This window comes from Hahella sp. NBU794 (assembly GCF_050749805.1).
Taxonomy (GTDB): domain Bacteria; phylum Pseudomonadota; class Gammaproteobacteria; order Pseudomonadales; family Oleiphilaceae; genus Hahella.
The window spans coordinates 477510-495160 of sequence record NZ_CP192738.1 but is presented as its reverse complement, the minus strand read 5'-3'; the positions used below and the strand labels follow the sequence as shown (position 1 = coordinate 495160).

General features: G+C 54.0%; 16 protein-coding genes. 8 read left to right on the top strand and 8 right to left on the bottom strand.

What is annotated here, in order from left to right; genetic code table 11:
* Window positions 1-726, bottom strand: coding sequence for a dihydromonapterin reductase (gene folM / locus ACQYWX_RS02200; protein WP_431687743.1), 726 nt, complete (start codon window positions 724-726; stop codon window positions 1-3).
* 113 nt (window positions 727-839) lie between these two features.
* Entirely contained in the window at window positions 840-1682 is an 843-nt protein-coding gene (locus ACQYWX_RS02195; RefSeq protein ID WP_431687742.1) for a 23S rRNA (adenine(2030)-N(6))-methyltransferase RlmJ, read from the bottom strand.
* Between the two features lie 167 nt (window positions 1683-1849).
* On the opposite strand from ACQYWX_RS02195, the gene ACQYWX_RS02190 reads away from it, so the two are divergent.
* A complete protein-coding gene (locus ACQYWX_RS02190) occupies window positions 1850-2815 on the top strand; it encodes a DnaJ C-terminal domain-containing protein (RefSeq protein ID WP_431687741.1) in 966 nt (321 codons plus the stop codon).
* Between the two features lie 3 nt (window positions 2816-2818).
* Window positions 2819-3157, top strand: coding sequence for a chaperone modulator CbpM (locus ACQYWX_RS02185; protein WP_216738897.1), 339 nt, complete (start codon window positions 2819-2821; stop codon window positions 3155-3157).
* Window positions 3158-3207: 50 nt separating this feature from the next.
* On the opposite strand, the gene ACQYWX_RS02180 is transcribed toward ACQYWX_RS02185, so the two are convergent.
* Window positions 3208-4203: a rhodanese-related sulfurtransferase gene (locus ACQYWX_RS02180; protein ID WP_431687740.1), complete on the bottom strand. Its 996-nt coding sequence runs from the start codon at window positions 4201-4203 to the stop codon at window positions 3208-3210.
* A 269-nt stretch (window positions 4204-4472) separates the two neighbouring features.
* Between ACQYWX_RS02180 and ACQYWX_RS02175 the strand changes: the two genes are divergently transcribed.
* Entirely contained in the window at window positions 4473-4979 is a 507-nt protein-coding gene (locus ACQYWX_RS02175; protein WP_431687739.1) for a DUF1993 domain-containing protein, read from the top strand.
* On the opposite strand, the gene ACQYWX_RS02170 is transcribed toward ACQYWX_RS02175, so the two are convergent.
* Entirely contained in the window at window positions 4961-6808 is a 1848-nt protein-coding gene (locus tag ACQYWX_RS02170; protein ID WP_431687738.1) for an ABCB family ABC transporter ATP-binding protein/permease, read from the bottom strand. The two genes, ACQYWX_RS02175 and ACQYWX_RS02170, sit on opposite strands and share 19 nt — an antisense overlap.
* A 272-nt stretch (window positions 6809-7080) precedes the next feature.
* Window positions 7081-8016, bottom strand: a complete 936-nt coding sequence (locus ACQYWX_RS02165) for an alpha/beta hydrolase (RefSeq protein ID WP_431687737.1) — start codon at window positions 8014-8016, stop codon at window positions 7081-7083.
* A 169-nt stretch (window positions 8017-8185) separates the two neighbouring features.
* Here ACQYWX_RS02165 and ACQYWX_RS02160 point away from each other — a divergent pair, with 169 nt between their 5' ends.
* Both ACQYWX_RS02160 and ACQYWX_RS02155 read left to right on the top strand, forming a co-directional pair.
* On the top strand, window positions 8186-9070 hold the full coding sequence (locus ACQYWX_RS02160; protein WP_431687736.1) for a LysR family transcriptional regulator: 885 nt from the start codon (window positions 8186-8188) through the stop codon (window positions 9068-9070).
* Window positions 9071-9452: 382 nt separating this feature from the next.
* Complete coding sequence (locus ACQYWX_RS02155) at window positions 9453-10808, top strand: cytochrome-c peroxidase (RefSeq protein WP_431687735.1); 1356 nt, start codon at window positions 9453-9455, stop codon at window positions 10806-10808.
* Window positions 10809-10820: 12 nt separating this feature from the next.
* Here ACQYWX_RS02155 and ACQYWX_RS02150 read toward each other — a convergent pair whose 3' ends face one another.
* Entirely contained in the window at window positions 10821-11939 is a 1119-nt protein-coding gene (locus tag ACQYWX_RS02150; RefSeq protein WP_431687734.1) for a GGDEF domain-containing protein, read from the bottom strand.
* A gap of 90 nt (window positions 11940-12029) precedes the next feature.
* A complete protein-coding gene (locus tag ACQYWX_RS02145) occupies window positions 12030-13364 on the bottom strand; it encodes a DUF2235 domain-containing protein (RefSeq protein WP_431687733.1) in 1335 nt (444 codons plus the stop codon).
* 391 nt (window positions 13365-13755) lie between these two features.
* On the opposite strand from ACQYWX_RS02145, the gene xdp1 reads away from it, so the two are divergent.
* Complete coding sequence (gene xdp1, locus ACQYWX_RS02140; protein ID WP_216738906.1) at window positions 13756-14487, top strand: exosortase-dependent surface protein XDP1; 732 nt, start codon at window positions 13756-13758, stop codon at window positions 14485-14487.
* A 114-nt stretch (window positions 14488-14601) separates the two neighbouring features.
* Here the strand turns inward: xdp1 and ACQYWX_RS02135 are convergent, their stop codons facing one another.
* The gene (locus ACQYWX_RS02135; RefSeq protein WP_431687732.1) at window positions 14602-15057 is read right to left on the bottom strand and encodes a MarR family winged helix-turn-helix transcriptional regulator; all 456 of its coding nucleotides are present in this window, start codon (window positions 15055-15057) and stop codon (window positions 14602-14604) included.
* A gap of 200 nt (window positions 15058-15257) precedes the next feature.
* On the opposite strand from ACQYWX_RS02135, the gene ACQYWX_RS02130 reads away from it, so the two are divergent.
* Window positions 15258-16475, top strand: a complete 1218-nt coding sequence (locus ACQYWX_RS02130) for a GGDEF domain-containing protein (protein ID WP_431687731.1) — start codon at window positions 15258-15260, stop codon at window positions 16473-16475.
* A gap of 150 nt (window positions 16476-16625) precedes the next feature.
* Complete coding sequence (locus ACQYWX_RS02125) at window positions 16626-17522, top strand: methyl-accepting chemotaxis protein (RefSeq protein WP_305858281.1); 897 nt, start codon at window positions 16626-16628, stop codon at window positions 17520-17522.
* Window positions 17523-17651 lie beyond the last annotated feature (129 nt).

Sequence of the window (17651 nt, the reverse complement as noted above, 5' to 3'; positions counted from 1 at the left end):
TCAACGGATATGACGTCCGCCATCGAGCTTGATTTCCCGCCCGGTCATATACGAGCAGTCCAGGATAAAGGCGATCGCCTGCCAGACCACGTCGGGACCGGGCTCGATCCCAAGGGCGGACTTCCTTAAGGTTTTAGTTCGGTAGTCCGGATCGTCGCCGTCATTGAACATCAATAACGACGGAGCGATAGTGTTTACCTTGATATGCGGCGCGTAGCGTTTGGCGAAAGATCGGGTCATGCTTTCCATTCCCCCTTTCGCGGCGGCGTACGCAATATGGTTGTCACTTCCTTTTTCAACCACGTAATCGGAAATATGAATGATATCGGACCATGGGTTACGTCCCTGCTCCAGCAGGTCGTAACAATGCATATTCAGCAGGTAAGGCGCCGTCATGTGTATCGCCACCATATCCTGCATCACCGCCCGGTAGTCCGTATCCTCACTCCGGTCGGGAGCCCATGAGGACGCGTTATGTATCAACGCCCTAAGTGGGCCCACTTCCTCCTTTAACCGTCGTATAAGCCGTTCGACGGAGCTTTGTTCCGTAAAATCCACCTGCAGACATATCGCCCCGCGCTCCCGCAGTTCTGTGATTTCCGGCCGCTCGGAGCGATAGGTCATGGCGACCCGCTCGCCTTTTTCAAGCAACCGCTGCAGACAATGGAGCCCAACCCTCTGGGCCGCTCCGGTTATTAATATTGTTCCTTGGCTAGTCCAATTCACCACACAAACCTGTATCCAATGAATTCATGTCCAGTAGGCTGCGGCGCCTGCCGCATCCCCTTTGTGTCATCCTCAAGCGTCGGCGCTCCCAGGCCGGCTTGTCGCTGCGGTAATTACTCCGCTATCAGCCAATCAGCGCTACAGGAGGCTTTTGGATCGCCGCGAAGGGCTTCGCTGAGGTGCGCCCAACCCGCCTGCAGTTGCTTATCGAGCCGCCAGGGCGGATTGATCACAAGCATACCACTTCCGTACATTCCGCGCGCCACCGGCGTTAAGATCAACTCGCTACGCAGCGTCTTGTGCAAAGGGAGCTGACGCATCAACTCAAGCATTTGTTCATGACGCTTCTCCGCAAGTACGGGATACCAGATGGCGATGACCGCGTTCGACCACTTCTTCGTAAGTTTGCTTACATAGGCGGGAATACGTTGATAGTCGTCCTTCAGCTCATAGCTGGGATCAATCATCACCAGGCCGCGCTTCTCCGGCGGCGGCGACATCGCCATAACGCCCTCGAAGCCATCTCTTTGGTGGACATGGATTTGCCTGTTCCGGCCAAATTGACGCTTAAGTTCTGCGTATTCTTTAGGGTGCAGTTCGCACAAAGCCAACTGGTCCGTCTCACGCAGGAAACCAGCGGCGATAGCTGGAGAGCCTGGATAGCGGGTCAGTTTTCCAGCGTCGGGATTCAACCCTCTCACCGCCGCTAAATAGGCGTCGAACTCCGGCGGACAGGTCCCTTTGGCCTGCATCAGCGGCAAAATGCCCGCCGTCCACTCTGAGGTTTTTTGCGCTTCCTCCGAGGTCAGGTCATAGTCGCCGCGGCCTGCATGGGTTTCCAGATAGCGCCAGGGCGTGGATTTTTTACATAGCGCCTGCAGCAATAAAGACAGCACCCAATGCTTGTGGGCATCGGCGAAGTTGCCTGCGTGATAGACATGTTGATAGCTCAGCATAGAGGGCGCTGACTCCTTCCCCTGAAAAAGCCGCTTATTTTATGTGGTCCGACGTTGAATGTCGCCTTTTCAGCATTATATCTGACCTATGGCAATGCCCGCCCGACCTTGGGCTGGATATTCTAACGGCAATGAGACGCAGGGTCTGTGAAGGTTGGTAAAAATCTATGGAATTCAAAGACTATTACAAGATTCTCGGCGTCGCGGAAGCAGCATCCGCCGATGACGTCAAAAAAGCGTACCGCAAGCTCGCCCGTAAGTATCATCCGGATGTCAGTAAAGAACAGGATGCGGAGGTCAGATTCAAAGAAGTCGGCGAAGCTTATGAGGTATTGAAAGACCCGGAAAAACGCGCGGAGTACGATCAACTCAAGCGCATGGGCGCCTATGGCGAAGATGGCCGTTTTCGTCCGCCGCCAGATTGGGAATCCGCTTCAAACTTCAACGGCGGCGGCTTCACCGAGGCGGACGCGCGCCACTTCAGCGACTTTTTCGAGTCCATCTTCGGTCGCGGCGGCTCCGCCCATCGCACCTATAAGCAGGGTCATCAGCAGAGCTTCCGCATGCGCGGCGAGGACGTGCACGCCAAAATCGCCTTGTTCCTGGAGGAAGCTTTCCACGGATGTGAGAAACAAGTTCAGGTGCAAGTGCCGGAGATCGACGAATACGGGCTGGTAGGTCATCGCAGCAAATCTCTCAATGTGAAAATTCCAGCCGGCATGGGACCTGGACAGCACATTCGTTTGCGCGGTCAGGGCGCGGCAGGATTTGGCGGAGCTGAGAACGGCGATCTGTTTCTGGAAGTGGAGCTTGCGCCCCACCCGGTGTACTCCGTCGACGGCAAGGATATTTACCTGACCCTGCCGGTCTCGCCATGGGAAGCTGCGTTGGGCGCCACAGTGACCGCGCCAACATTGAGCGGTAAGGTCAACGTAAAAGTTCCCAAAGGCGCCAGCAGCGGACAAAAGCTGAGACTGAAAGGCAAAGGGTTGCCCGGCAATCCCGCCGGAGACCAGATTATCGTACTGCAGGTAACCTTACCCAAGTCCCATAGCGCAGATGCGGAAGCGCTTTATAAGGAGCTTGCGGAAAAAGAAAAATCCTATAATCCGCGCAGCAAGTTGGGGGTGTGAGAGATGACGCGTAAAACGATCATCAGCACGGTGGAAGTGCTTGGACAAAGCGACACCTACACGTTGCGCGAATTATGCGAGCGCGGCGGCGTCAACGCCGAGTTCATTATCGAGCTGGTCAGTTATGGCGTCATCGCGCCAGTGGAGGAGCGGCCCGCCCACCAATGGCAGTTCGATACGCTGGCATTGGCGCGATTAAGTCGGGCGATGCGCCTGCAGCGTGACCTGCAGCTCAACCTGCCCGGGCTCGCCATGTCATTGGATTTATTGGACGAGGTCAACGAACTCAGACGCGAAGTGGCGCGACTGAACCAACAACTCAGCCGTCTGATTGCGGATTAAGGCAGGGGAAACCACAACGAAAAAGGCCGGCGTTTAAGCCGGCCTTTTTGCTATTCAGCGCCCTGAGTCAGGTGCTGATGATAGTTTTTGCGCTTCAGCTTTTTCTCAGCCTGGCGCTTCTTGATGGCTTTGGCCGCTTCAGAGCCGATGTGCTCTTCTCCGCGCGACTTAGCCAGTTCAATCTGCTGCTCACGCGCTGCGAAACGGCGAAGCTGGTCTTCGGATACCTTGTCATAACAATGAGGGCAGCTGACGCCCTTCTTGTAATGCTCGCTCTGCATATCTTCCGCGCTGATCGGCATACGACAGGCGTGACACTGGTCATAGCTGCCTTTGTTGAGGCCGTGATCCACCGCCACCCGGTTGTCGAATACGAAGCACTCGCCTTCCCAGGTTGATTCTTCCTGAGGCACTTCCTCCAGATACTTCAGAATGCCGCCTTCCAGATGATAGACATCCTCAAAGCCCAGCTCTTTCAAGTAAGCGGTGGATTTCTCACAGCGAATGCCGCCAGTGCAATACATCGCCACTTTTTTGTGTTTGGCTGGATCAAGATTGCTTTTGACGTAATCTGGAAACTCACGAAACGTTTCCGTATTTGGATTAATCGCATTCTTAAACTTGCCGATTTGCACTTCGTAATCGTTACGAGTGTCGATCAGCAACACCTCAGGATCGGTAATCAGCGCGTTCCAATCCTGTGGTTTGACATAAGTGCCCACCACACGTTTCGGATCAATGCCCTCCACGCCCATGGTGACGATTTCTTTCTTCAGTTTGACTTTGGTGCGATAGAACGGAATGTTCTCATCGTAGGATTCTTTGTAGCTCAGGTCCGCCATACGAGGATCGGATTTCAGCCAGGCCAGCAGCGCATCCATCCCCTCGCGGGTTCCGGAGACCGTGCCGTTTACGCCTTCGCGGGCCAGCAACAAGGTGCCTTTGATTTCATTTTTCTCCATGACTTCAAGCAATGGAGCGCGCAGCGCCTCAAAGTCGTCGAGGGCGACGAACTTGTACAGCGCACAGATAACATACTGTGACATTCACTTTTCCTATATTGCGTGCTGGAACGTAAAACCAGAGCAAAAAATTTGCGGGCGACATTATACTCAAATTTTAACCAATCGCACGTCGGAAAACCGTAACCGCTAAAAAGTATGTCATTAAGTTACGTCTTCCCACTCTGAGCCAGTTAGAATGGGGAGCCCGGCGCCAGGATCTGTCGGCGCCGTCTGGTTAGCTTGTATTTACCGGCCATGACCGGCCTTATGACCGCAAATAACCAACTCTTATCATCGCTGGAGGCGATATTATGTCTATATCCATGTACCAGACTTCCGTCCCCATCTTCATCCGCATGCTCGGCAACCTCAACCAGATCCTGGAGAAAGCCGCCGCCCACGCGGAGAAAAAAGGCTTCAATCCTCAAAACCTGGTTAATTACCGCCTGTATCCAGATATGCTGCCGCTTTCTTCCCAGATTCAGATCGCCACTGATACAGTGAAAGGCTGCGTCGCACGACTTTCCGACCAACAGCCGCCGGTTTTCGAGGACAACGAGACCACATTGGCGGAGTTATCCGCCCGGGTCACCAAGACCATTGATTACGTAAAAACCTTCACGCCAGAGCAGATCGACAATACGGAAGAAAAGACCATTCAACTGAAGCTGGGCTCTTATACGCCAACCTTCACCGGTCAGCGCTACCTGTTGCACTTCGTGCTTCCCAATCTGTATTTCCACATCACCACCGCCTACGCCATCCTGCGCCATAACGGTGTAGACATCGGCAAAGCTGATTATTTGGGCGTTGAATAATTCTCGTCTGAGGCTTCTTGCTCCGGCCCGGCGGCCGGAGTTTCCGCATCCTCCCGTTGCTGAATGCGCCAAAGGTTGGCGTATACGCCATTGCGCGCCAGCAGTTCAGAGTGCGTCCCCTGCTCAGCGACTTTTCCTTCCTGCAACACCACAATCAAGTCGGCGTCGATAACCGTAGACAGCCGGTGGGCGATCACCAGACTGGTCTGCCCCTGAGAGACTTCCCTGATCGCCTGCAACACGCTTTGTTCGGACTTACTGTCCAACGAAGAGGTCGCCTCATCAAACACCAGTATGGGCGGGTTCTTCAAAATCGCACGGGCGATAGCGACCCTTTGTTTTTCCCCCCCGCTCAACTTCAATCCACGCTCTCCCACCAACGTATTTGCGCCCTCAGGCAAACGTTGGATAAACCCTTCCAAATGCGCCATACGGATAGCGCGCCACACGTCTTCCTCGGTCGCATCAATCCGACCATAACGGATGTTTTCGTATATGGTGTCGTTAAACAGCACCGTATCCTGAGGCACAATCGCAATCGCAGAACGCAGCGACCTCAACGCCACCTCCCGAATATCCTGCCCATCCACTTTTATCGCGCCGCCATTGACGTCATAGAAACGGAACAGCAGTTTGACCAGCGTCGACTTCCCCGCCCCGCTGCCTCCCACCACCGCCACTTTGCGCTGCGGTTCAATGCGGAAGCTAACGCCTTGCAATATGGGGCGTTGGGGCGAATAGCCGAAATGGACGTCAGAAAATTCAAGCGCCCCCTGTCCGACCTGCAACTCCGGCGCACCCGCCTTGTCAGGCACTTGCGAGGTTCTGCGCAACAGTACGAACAGTTGCTCAATGTTGGCGAGCGAGCCTTTCATCTCGCGGTAGATAAAACCCAGGAAATTCAGCGGCATGAATAGCTGCATCATAAAAGCGTTGATAAGGGCGAAGTCGCCTAAGGTCATGTCTCCCGCCACGACATTTTGCGCAGCCAGAATCATCATCGACGTCATGGCCAGCGCCACAATAAACGCCTGCCCGCCGTTCAGTACGAATAGCGACAGGCGGTTCTTGCGCCGCGCCCGCTCCCAACGCGCCAGATCGGCGTCATAGCGCTGCGCCTCGTATTCTTCGTTGGTGAAATATTTCACTGTCTCGTAGTTGAGCAGACTGTCCACCACCCGGGTATTGCTTTCAGAGTCAGCGCGATTGGCTTCCCGCACATGCTCCGTACGCCAATCCGTCGCCACCACGGAGTAAGCGACGTACAACACCACGGCGACAAAGGTGATCAGCGCGAACCACAGGGAGTAGTTCATCAACAGCAGACCGATCACCATGAGGATTTCCAGCAGCGTGGGCGCGATATTGAACACCATAAACCGCATCAGAAAGCTGATGCCGGACAGCCCTCGCTCGATATCCCGAGACAGGCCGCCGGTATTGCGATTTAAGTGAAAATCCAGATCCAGGGAGTGCAAATGTTGAAACGCCTGCAAGCCGATGCGCCGCATGGCCCGCTCCGTCACTCTTCCAAATAACGCATCGCGCACTTCGCCGAACAGCACATTGCCGAGCCTTGCCGCGCCATAGGCCAACAGCAACGCCAGCGGCAATCCCACCACAATGTTGGCGCGCCCCGAATCGAGGCCATCGATAATGTACTTAAGAATAAACGGCAAGCCGACGCTGGCACCCTTAGCCCCCATCAGACATAACAAAGCCAATGAAACCCGGCGTTTATGCTCAAGCAGATAAGGCCACAAAGATCGGAGAGTTTTGATCCCCGCTTCGTTGTCCGGCGCATCGGTGGCGGAACTGGAACGTCGCATAATGATATATCAGTCGTTAACAGGGTCAGTGTTGGGCTACAGCCTGCGTTAGGACGCGCCGGCGTAATAGCTAAATATAAGTACGTCACACGCTTGCAGCGCGGACAGGGAACCCATCACTATAACAAGTACTTATAGCCCATTCCCCGTCAATTCTCTTATTGCGGCTCAAGATCGCGACCATTGAAAGAGTCTGAGAAGAGCGCCGAAAAGCATTGGCGAGGCGAATCATCGCCCAACCGCCATAATGACGCTCCCCCCCCCGATCACGTTTAAAAGTGAGAGACAAGAAAATCAGACATCAACTGCATAGCGCACTCCGCCGCATCAATCTGAGCAAATCCATTAGGAAATACATGCGGCATAGCTTCCCAAACATGCGCGCTGACCACAGCGCCGGCTGCCTGCGCCTTCTCTGCGTACGCCAGTGAATCACTCAGCAGTATCTCCGCCGTTCCTACATGAATCTGCAATGGAGGCAATCCGGAATGCTGACCATACAGGGGCGAGACTTTCGGATCATATGCATCGTGGCCAGCAAGGTAATATCCAGCAAATGCCGCCACCGCGTCATACGTCAGATAGAACTCCTCTTCGGCGCGCTCTTCGTGGCTCGCCCCCGTCAGAGCCAGATCGGTCCACGGCGACATGGTCACACAGCAAACCGGTGCGAGCCCATAAGCGCCCTCTTTGTCAGCGCCGATCTGCTCAGCCAGTGACAGAGCTAGCCCACCGCCTGCGGAATCCCCCACGATGGCGATCTGTTGGCGTCCCGCCGCAATCAGCCCCGCGTATACCGCTTTCGCCTGGTTCAACGCTGACGGAAACGGATGCTCGGGCGCCAGTCCGTAATCTGCGATAAACACATCGATTCCCGTCCGCGCGGCGAATTGCCCGGCAAAATGCCGGTAGGCATGCGCGGAACCCACCACATAACCACCGCCGTGCAAGTAGAGAATAACCGCGCCGGAAAGCGCGTTCTTAACCCGCACCCACACCCCCGGCACGCCGCCCACGGTATCGGAGTAATACTCCACACCAGCGGCGGCGGGCGTTTCTTCTATCATCTGATTATAACTGTCACGCGCCTGCGGCCCATTGAGCATGCCTTTGAAAGGAGCGGTTTGCTGGCGTATGGCGTCTACAACGGCGAGGTCGGCCGGGCTGACGGGATGGTTGGTGAAGAGTTCGTTTTGGTCTCGGGACATCTTTTTACACCTCTGTAATTCGAACAACTTACGACAGGCGCGATACAACAACCGCTACGGGGCGGGGGTTAAGAGCCGTCTGCTTGCGCCCTGCGAATGGAACTCGGGTAGAATAGGCCATCCCACAAATGACAATAAATAACCAATATTCTGACGGAGCGTTCCATAAATGAAACAAGCTATTGTCCTGGACGCCCTGGCGCACTTCGACCTCGTCGCGCGCCATGGCGGCTTCAGTCGGGCGGAACAGGCTTCTGGCAAACCTAAGGCCACGCTTTCCCGACAGGTTCGGGGGTTAGAGGATCAGCTGGGCATTCGTCTGATCAACCGCGACAGCCGGGCTTTCGCCTTATCTGAAGAAGGACAATGGCTGCACGAAAGAACACGCGATCTTCTGGCCGATCTGAATGAGGCGGTGACCGCGTTGACCCACGACCGCGCTCCTGCCCGCGGCCGCCTTCGCGTCAGTTGCCCGATGATGTTTGGACATATGGTGATGGGACGGCGCGCCGCCGAGTTTGCGCAGGCCTACCCGGAAATCCAGTTGGAGGTGACGGTGGAAGAGCGCGAGGTGGACCTGATTGAAGAAGGGTATGACGTCGTCATTCGCGTCAATCCCCGCCCGGATAGCCAGCTTGTCGGCCGCTGCATACTGCGTAACGTCCAACACCTCGTGGCCCCGGCCGGGCTCTCGCAACCCCGTGATGAAACAGTTCCCATACCTGCGGTCACTCGTTCCAGCACGCCAGACGAACGCACGCTACGCGTGCTGGATGGCCAAATCGAACGGGCTTACCTGCTTCGCAGCGCACTACGTCTGCCCTCCCCGCTGATGCAGCGCGACGCGGTGCTCACCGGCGGTTTGGTCGCCATCTTGCCCTATGCTTTAATCGCACAGGATCTGGCCAACGGAACCCTGGTCGACTGGGGACGCCTGCCCACCCCACCAGTGGAAGTCTGGGCGCTACACGCCAGCCGCCGCCTCACCAGCGCCAGAATAAAAGCCTTCATAGATTTTCTGAGCGACCAGGCGGCGTTACCGCCGCCGGGTTAAATACTAAGACAGGATTTGTCCCATCTGACGGGAGCCGGCTGGACGCCTACGGCGGAACAGGATCAATTATGCGGGCTGTATATCCATGCTCTACATGCCCTTACCCCAACGACGACATGCCCCAAATTCACTGCCCCTACAATAAACGTAACATTCTGTTTACAAAGAAAATTCATTTGAATAAAGTCGTATAGACCTACCTAACGAAAAAGCAAAGGAGAGCTACGCCACCAAAAGTACAAAGTCGGGTCAATTTCAGAGGCTCCGGGTTAACCAAAATACGAAAAATGATGCTAAAACCCGCGTCGCCTCATACAAGCTAACAACAAATAATACAAAGCAGAGGGAGTATTACTGCGACAGCTTTTACAGGGAGAATGCTGTGACTCGTTCCAATCAAAATAATCTCTTACGTCGTTCTATCGCACTTACTATTTTAACCAGCGCACACGCCTTGGCCGGGCCTTTACCGACGCCTGTCGTCGATTCGGATTACTACGATAATGGCGATCCGGCTCCAGCTAAATATGAGTTAGGGCGGATGCTCTTCTTCGACAAAATCATGAGCGGCAATCGCAATATTTCCTGCGCCACTTGCCATAACCCACTGCTCGCTACAACGGATGGTTTGTCTTTGGGCATCGGCGAAGGCGGGCGTTTTATCGGTCCTTATCGCACTACAGGTTTCGGCGACGACGCCGTGCCCGGTCGTATAGGTCGACATGCGCCACACCTTTATAACCTGGGCGCGCGGGAGTTTATCCATCTCAACTGGCAAGGCATCATGGAGGGCAATGCGGACAAGCCCAGCGAAATCAGTATTCCGGCAGGCCCGGAAAAACCAGGGGGATTGGATAACGTGCTAGCCGGACAGGCGCTGTTCCCCATCGCCAACATCAATGAGATGATCGGACAACGCGGTGAGAATGAAATCGCCGACTCCGTCCGCCCCGGCAATGGTCGCTTCCGTCCCATTTGGGAAGGTTATCTGAAACGCATCCGCGCCATTCCAGAATATGTCGAGTTATTCCAGGCCGCATATCCCAATATCAGCCTGCCTGAAGATATCAAGATCGCTCATTACGCAAACGCCATCGCCGCTTTTGAAACCAACGCCTTTCGCGCCGACAACAGCCGTTTTGATCAGTATCTGCGAGGCGATGTCGACGCTCTCAGTCCGAAGGAAGTGGAAGGTATGAACTTATTCTATGGCGCGGCAGGTTGCGACAGCTGTCATAGCGGTAAATTCCAGACCGACCACAGCTTCCATAACATCGCCATGCCGCAAATCGGCCCCGGGCCGGAGGCGCGCATGCCATTAGAGGATCGCGGTCGGACGGAAGCCAGTCGTGAACAGAGTGACTTCGCCAAGTTCAAAACGCCCTCGCTGCGCAATGTCGCGCATACCGCTCCGTATGGCCACAGCGGCGCTTATGCATCATTGGAAGGCGTCGTCAGGCATCATTTGAATGCGCTGGAGTCACTGGACAACTACGACACATCGCAGACGTTGATGCCCTCGCGCAGCGATCTGGACGAGATTGACTTTCAGGGCTACGAGGATGTTTCGCTACGGGACAAGATCGCTCAGAACAACGAGCTACGCCCCAACCCGCTATCGGATGCGGAGGTCAGCGCTTTAATCGCCTTCCTGCATACGTTGACGGACGCAAACAGCCTTGATCTTCGTAAACTGATTCCCAACCAGGTTCCTAGCGGCATTGCAGTCAGCGATTAATATTGAGTCGCTCTAGGTAAGGGTATCCGCGGTTTGCCCCGCGGATACCACTCGATTACGTCCCGCGCCTTTGGCCGCATACAAGGCTTGATCCGCTCTGGCGATCAGGGCTTCCATGGCCTCGCCCTCTTCCAACTCCGCCGCGCCAAGAGATATGGTGACGCGAAACTCCGGCGCTACTTCCGAAAATGAAGTCTCCATGACCGCCCGCCGTAATCGTTCTGCTGTAATGAAAGCGCCATCAAGGGGCGTTTGCGGAAGAATCAGTAAAAACTCCTCACCGCCATAGCGTCCTAAACAATCGATAGAACGCACCAGGGACTGCATGGTTTCCGCCACTTTTTTCAGCACGGCGTCCCCCGCCTGATGGCCATAGGAATCATTGATGCGTTTGAAGTGGTCGATATCCAGCAGACAGAGCGACAAAGCGCCTGAACTACGCCGACAACGACTGAGCTCATTGGACAGTTGCTTCATTAATTCCCGTCGGGTGCAGAGTCCGGTCAACTCATCTGTACTCGCCATCACGCTGATTTTTTCCAGCGCTTCATTCAATTGATGATTCTTCGCCCTCAGGCTCGCGCGTAATTTACTGATGAAGCCGCCAATCAGAGCCATCTGCGCCATGACCATGAAAAGCGCAGTCAACAATACAAGTTCCGAGTTCGGCGTCACTAAGCGCGGCTTCAACCATAGCAACAAACCTAGCAGCCCCAGATACCCGCCGAAATAAGCTGCAGCAACGCGAATATAGCGTTTGGTGTCGATGCCGAGGATGCCATATAGCAGAGGAATGATAGCCACCATCGCCACTGCGCTGCGGGCCTGGTTGTCGTCCATGAAATACATGATATACAGCGGAGGAAATAAGGAGACCAGCATCTGCTCTTCCGTGAGGTTGGGATCTTTACGGCTTAAATTCCAATTACTCAGGAAGCACAGGTAAAAACCGCCGTTGATGGCGACGCTCATGATGAGGAAATGCACCGCATAGCGCAGCTCAAGCAGGCCTGACGCCCACCCCGCCAAGGCGACAGCGAAGGTGAGGAGGTAAGACCCAAAGGTCATCAGCGTGCGGCGCTTACGAATGTGCTGATGACTCTTTATGCGTTCGTCCAGGCTGCTGCTCACTTTCCTTCGCGCTCCTTCCCTTTTAATTCATCTCTATGCTCTGGAACCCCTCGGACCTCCAGGCGCAAAGGAACGGAACCGCTTAATCCGTCATGCAGCGAATGCCAACCCCGCCTCTTGTCCATTACGCCATTTCACTTCCGCAAAACGCTCGCCCCATAATGGATGTCGAACAGTAACACGGTTTTGTTCGCTGATAGCGCCGACCGCCTCCAGGCGAGCGCCAGCACCGGAGTAATCCAGTACCCGGCAAAGTTCTCCCGTTCCGGTAAGCGTCGCGCTCACTGCAGCTTCGTCCACAAGAATGCGCTCACATCTACGGGGATAGAACAGGGGAACATGATCATTGAATGCAGCGTACAAGTTGCCCTTATTGAGCCCGGAGCCTTTATTGTCCGACCTGACTTTCGCAAAGTGATGAATTTTCTCATTCACTCCCAGCTCCAACCCAAGCTCTTCACGCTGCTGGGGACCAATCGGACGACAGAACTCGCCCATCGCCGCATAAATACCGTTGAATTCATCATGCAAGGAACCCATTTCACGGTGTTCCTCAGCGGTGGACATTACCATGGACGAATCAGTATAGAGGCCATGAGCCCTTGCTTGTTCACTCATGAACGCCAGAGTCAAATCAGACAATTCCGCTTCGCTGTAGCCGCCTCCCACATCAGAATGGCTGCCCGGCAACCAGACCTGCAGTATGCGCTGGTTATCCCGATCGCGACGCAACTCGGAAGCGTCAGGATGATGGGTCCACAGATCCGGGGAAAACGGCTTGCGCAACTCATCAATCGCAAGGGCCTGCACGGCGAACTTCACCGTATCGGACAACTGAGTGTCATGGAACCCCACCCAGCGTCGGGACAGCGCGCGCAAACCCGTAATGGGAGCGCCCAACGCGCCAACGGTGTCCCATACTCCCATGAACTCAATTTCCACGCGCCGATTCTGACTCTCCACCAGATCAATCAAACGACGGGCAGTGTAGGCCTGCGCCAACTGCTCACGTTCTTCTGGTTGAGTGCGATAGTAGCGATAGGCTAATGGGAAGTTTTTCATTTCATATTTCGGCAGCAACCCGAATAAATGAATGAAGCCGGCGAGAGACCTGACAGTGTAGGCGCCGCGGCTGAATCCAAACAGATAGATGCGATCACCTTCCGACCAGTTATTGGCCAGAAAGCGATAAGCATCCATGACATTATCGGACAGTCCTGCACCCAACGCGCCCCCAACAAAACGGTCCCACAAGCCGTTCACACCCACGCCCATGTCATAGAACACCACCTGATGCGCCCCTTGGTAACAAGGTGTAATAGAGCGCACCAGCTTGAGCACGTTTGTAGGATGACAATTCACATCCTGTTCGGATTCCGGTCTATTCCAAGTACCATCGCAGCAGACAACTATCGACTTGCCCATACATCCCTCCCCCGTATTGCATTGCGGGCCGGTCTTCGATCCTTGTCGGCGCAGGCAAGCGTAGCGTCAATCGCGCGTTCTCCAGCAGAATCGAAGAGGCATCAGCGACCAGGGAAATTTCACCCACTATTTCCCTTTACACATGTATAAAAAATAGTCTACCGCACTAAAAATGCAATCCGCCCCGAAGGCCTTGCGCGCCAAGGCCACGCACAAAGAAAGTTATCGTAGTCCTGCTTTATTGGGCAAGACAAAGCGTCATATTCCTTTACACAATCAACCTTAACAATATGCGTAACTCTTTGTTTTAAAACACGTGGCACGCCTATTGCTATCTAATGAGCCAGAATTTCACTACAACCTCAAAGATATTTCTTAATGGAGTAACGACATGTTCAAATTTATCGCAAAAAGCGTACTGGTCTCCGGGCTGACGGTTTCCTCAGCATTCGCAAGCACTATCTCCTGGGACCTGAATGATGGCGTTGCTTACGGTTCCTACAACAACTCTATTTCTTACTCTAAAGACGGCCTGGGCCTGACTGTCACCGCATGGAGCGACACCAAAGGTTCTTCCGACAACAAACTCGAAGATGCGCGTCTGGGACGTTGGGACGGCCTGGGCGTTTGTAACGACGACGAGTACAGAGCGGATCGTTGCGCCTCTCCTGAGCATTCAATTGACAACGACAGCGGCTACGGCGCCGACTACGACATGATCATGTTGTCTTTTTCTGAAGCCGTTAACCTGAGCTCTTTCAAGAACGGCTGGTACTACTCCGACTCCGACGTTTCCATTCTGGCCTACACTGGCGGCGCTTCCGCTTATGACCTGAATGACAAAGAGTGGAACGATCTGTTGGGCGACGGCTGGAGCGTGGCGGGCAACTACGCCGACACCAAGAAAAACGAAACTGCAACTGGCACTGACATCGCGTCCAAGTTCTGGTTGATTGGCGCTTACAACCCTGCCTTCGGCGAGAGCTGGTCTTCATACAATGACCACTTCAAACTGAGACATGTCACCATCGAAACTGTCGATGTTCCAGAGCCTGCAACAGTAGCTCTGATTGGTCTGGGTCTGGCTGGCTTCGGCTTGTCCCGTCGTCGTAAAGCAGCGTAACTCACGCTTAAATAAAAAAGCCGGCGACGCCGGCTTTTTTATATTTGACTCGTCCTGAATAGAGTTGACACCTATTTCAGAACTAGACACCAACGTATAATTTTCAACAACGCCTCACTCTAACTTCTCACGCTTCAACAACGCCTGACGTAATTCTTCCAGTTGCTTCCGCAACGCCTTCGCTTCATCCATCTTTAAACCGGAAATGCAAAGCACCTGCTCTGGAATGCTTTCCGCAGAGTCTCTTAATTGTCTTCCCGCTTCCGTTAAAAACAGACGCACGACTCTTTCATCTTCCGTTGAGCGTTTGCGTTGTAGCAACCCCTCTTTTTCCAGACGCTTAACTACTGGGCTCAGAGCGCCGAGATCCTGGGTCAATTGTTTCGCCAGCTCTGAAGAGGTCAGCCCTTCCTGCTCCCAAAGCACCAGCATGATCAGATACTGCGGGTAGGTCAGCCCCAACTCGCTCAATAGGGGTTTATATAGTTTACTCATCGCCAACGAAGTGGAGTAAAGAGCAAAACAAAGCTGCTCGCCAAGTTTTAAGGCCTTTCCGGGAGGGGTCGTCATAATCGTCATTCTCTTTTTCTAGTCTCGCAGCGCGCTCTATGCGAGGAAAGCGGCTAATATTTAAATTATCCGCAAGCTGCCCGGAGCATTGTACGCCATCCATCGGGTCGAGACAGAGGAACTGGCATGCGCGTTTCAAGGCGTGAAAAAATAGCAGTATGCGCTTATAGTCAAAAATTTACTCCTATTGGGAATATCCCATGCGAGGATTCGCCTTCCATCGCAATTCGCCAAATAATCGGGACCTCCCACCGGAGTTGCGAGATGAACTGGAGCAACAGCGCAAACGTGACCTGGCCAACCGCCAGCGCCCCGGAATCCTGTTCTATCCCGCAACCTGGGTGTTCATCTCGGCGGCGATCATGTTTAGTTCTCCCACCCCAGAGAAATCTCTTTGGCTGGCTTATGTCGCCCTGCTGATCATTGCCGTATCAGGCTATCGTTATTACGCGATGCACCAGTTCATGCGTAAGCTTGAGGTAGGGCATGAGGCTTCTTATATACCTCTATTATTTGGCGCCAGCTTCAGCGCAGGTCTGTGGGGCGGCATCGCTGCGCTATCAGTGCTTCCTACGCCTTTTTCACCGCACTTCCCTTTGTTTCTTACCTGCACTCTCGGACTGTGCGCCGGCGGCGCCGCATCCCTGGCGATTCTGGGTCGCATGGTGAATCTGTTCATCATTTGCCTGCTGGGCCCTATGACTCTGGCGCTGTTTTCCCCCTACGCCACCCAACCTGGCGCGGTCGGCTTTTTATTGATTACTTTCGGCCTGGGTATGAGCTGGATCTCCACCTTGCCCCGTCACGAATACGAAGTCGCGGTGTTAAGCATCATAAAGCTGTCACAACAGGCCAAATACCTGACCGAACTGACGATTCAAGATGGTCTGACCGGCGTCAAAAACCGCCGTTATTTTGACCAAATTCTAAATACCGATTTGCGGCGAGCCTCCCGGTTGAACTACCCCATATCACTCCTGCTCATCGACATCGATCACTTCAAACGGGTCAATGATCGCTACGGCCACTTGGTTGGCGACGAGTGTCTGGTGCAAACCGCACAAACCCTGATGCGACAATTACAACGCAACAGCGATGTCCTCGCTCGCTATGGCGGAGAAGAATTCGGCATCATTTTGCCGGGCGTGGATGCGGAGGAAGCCGCCGCGCTGGCGGAGAAATTACGCAAAGCGGTGGCGGCATGCGCCGTGTGGAATCTATCGGACCCGGTATCCGTCACGATCAGCATCGGCGGGGTCAGCGGCGTTCCTCGAGAGACCATGACGCCCAAACAACTCCTGGAGCTTGCGGACAAAGCGCTCTATCAGGCCAAGTCTTATGGTCGTAATTGCGTATTCTGGTCCTCGCTGGATGGCGTTCTGACGCCTATAGAGTCAGAGAAAGGACCGCAATACTGACCCCTCATCTTTATGAATTTTAAATAGATTTGCGCAGGCGAAATTTACCGCCTGCGTCTACACTCAAGAATACTCCTTGACGCCATCCACCGGCGCAGGCCTGCTTAAATCGGGCGATGACAAAAAACATGACCACAGGCGGATAAGAATATGTTCGGATTCGGCAAACCACGCGCAAATGACGACCAGACCATCATAGACAACTCACGCTTGCGGGAGTTGGAGCGCAAAGCGGAATTGCTAGACAGGCTTATGGAGAAGAGCCCTGCGGCCATGGCGAAATCGATCCACGACAATGCCGTCAAAGTAAAAAAATCCACAGAAAAGCGACTGTCTGAAATTCAGGACAGTTGTCATCAGTTGGAAGCGTTTATAGATCACTCCGCACAAATCAAAGGGGTGACGGAACAATCCGTGGAGGTGGCGGTGGGCACCGTCGACACCACCCAGCAAAGTGTGGCCGACATCAAGCAACTGTCCTCAAATATCGAAGCCTCTTCGCGCTACATCAATGAATTCACCGATCTGCTGTCCTCGTTGGAAGAAAGCAACAAGACGATCAATCAGCTAGTCGAATCCATCAAAGCTATCGCCGACCAAACCAACCTGCTCGCCCTCAACGCTGCTATCGAAGCCGCTCGGGCGGGTGAGCACGGCAGAGGATTCGCCGTCGTCGCGGACGAAGTACGGCAACTGGCCACCACCGCCAACGAATCGGCGGAAGAAATACAAAGCGAAATAAAGAAAATCACCGACATTTCCGGACGCGTCATCCAGAAGCAGCAGGAAGTGTCCGAAGTCATAGGCAGCAGCGTCACTATCGCCAGCGAAACCGTTCGCAATCTCAACCAATTAATGAGTTCCGCCACTGAAAGCGCGGAGGCGGCAAAAGGCGTCGCTCGGGATTTCGACCATCTTTCACAAGAGCTCGATTCACTCAATCACCGCACTCAGAATCTATTGGAAGACACTCATAAATCAGTTGAAGGCGCTGATGAAAATATTCATCTCAGTGAAGAACTCCGCCAACATCTCAGCGCCAAGTAAGCTCTTCTTAATTACGGAAGTGCGACCAACTCATTGATTTATTTGCACTTCCGTACCACTTTATTTCCTCTAATATGCGTTTATATGTGCGTATAAACACATAGTCTTCATATTCATTTTCTTTCGGAA

What these genes read in the sequence shown, in the direction of transcription:
- ACQYWX_RS02195 (WP_431687742.1), bottom strand. Translation starts at nt 1,682, where the DNA reads ATGCTGAGCTATCAACATGTCTATCACGCAGGCAACTTCGCCGATGCC.
- ACQYWX_RS02190 (WP_431687741.1), top strand. Translation starts at nt 1,850, where the DNA reads ATGGAATTCAAAGACTATTACAAGATTCTCGGCGTCGCGGAAGCAGCA.
- ACQYWX_RS02185 (WP_216738897.1), top strand. Translation starts at nt 2,819, where the DNA reads ATGACGCGTAAAACGATCATCAGCACGGTGGAAGTGCTTGGACAAAGC.
- ACQYWX_RS02180 (WP_431687740.1), bottom strand. Translation starts at nt 4,203, where the DNA reads ATGTCACAGTATGTTATCTGTGCGCTGTACAAGTTCGTCGCCCTCGAC.
- ACQYWX_RS02175 (WP_431687739.1), top strand. Translation starts at nt 4,473, where the DNA reads ATGTCTATATCCATGTACCAGACTTCCGTCCCCATCTTCATCCGCATG.
- ACQYWX_RS02170 (WP_431687738.1), bottom strand. Translation starts at nt 6,808, where the DNA reads ATGCGACGTTCCAGTTCCGCCACCGATGCGCCGGACAACGAAGCGGGG.
- ACQYWX_RS02165 (WP_431687737.1), bottom strand. Translation starts at nt 8,016, where the DNA reads ATGTCCCGAGACCAAAACGAACTCTTCACCAACCATCCCGTCAGCCCG.
- ACQYWX_RS02160 (WP_431687736.1), top strand. Translation starts at nt 8,186, where the DNA reads ATGAAACAAGCTATTGTCCTGGACGCCCTGGCGCACTTCGACCTCGTC.
- ACQYWX_RS02145 (WP_431687733.1), bottom strand. Translation starts at nt 13,364, where the DNA reads ATGGGCAAGTCGATAGTTGTCTGCTGCGATGGTACTTGGAATAGACCG.
- xdp1 (WP_216738906.1), top strand. Translation starts at nt 13,756, where the DNA reads ATGTTCAAATTTATCGCAAAAAGCGTACTGGTCTCCGGGCTGACGGTT.
- ACQYWX_RS02135 (WP_431687732.1), bottom strand. Translation starts at nt 15,057, where the DNA reads ATGACGACCCCTCCCGGAAAGGCCTTAAAACTTGGCGAGCAGCTTTGT.
- ACQYWX_RS02130 (WP_431687731.1), top strand. Translation starts at nt 15,258, where the DNA reads ATGCGAGGATTCGCCTTCCATCGCAATTCGCCAAATAATCGGGACCTC.
- ACQYWX_RS02125 (WP_305858281.1), top strand. Translation starts at nt 16,626, where the DNA reads ATGTTCGGATTCGGCAAACCACGCGCAAATGACGACCAGACCATCATA.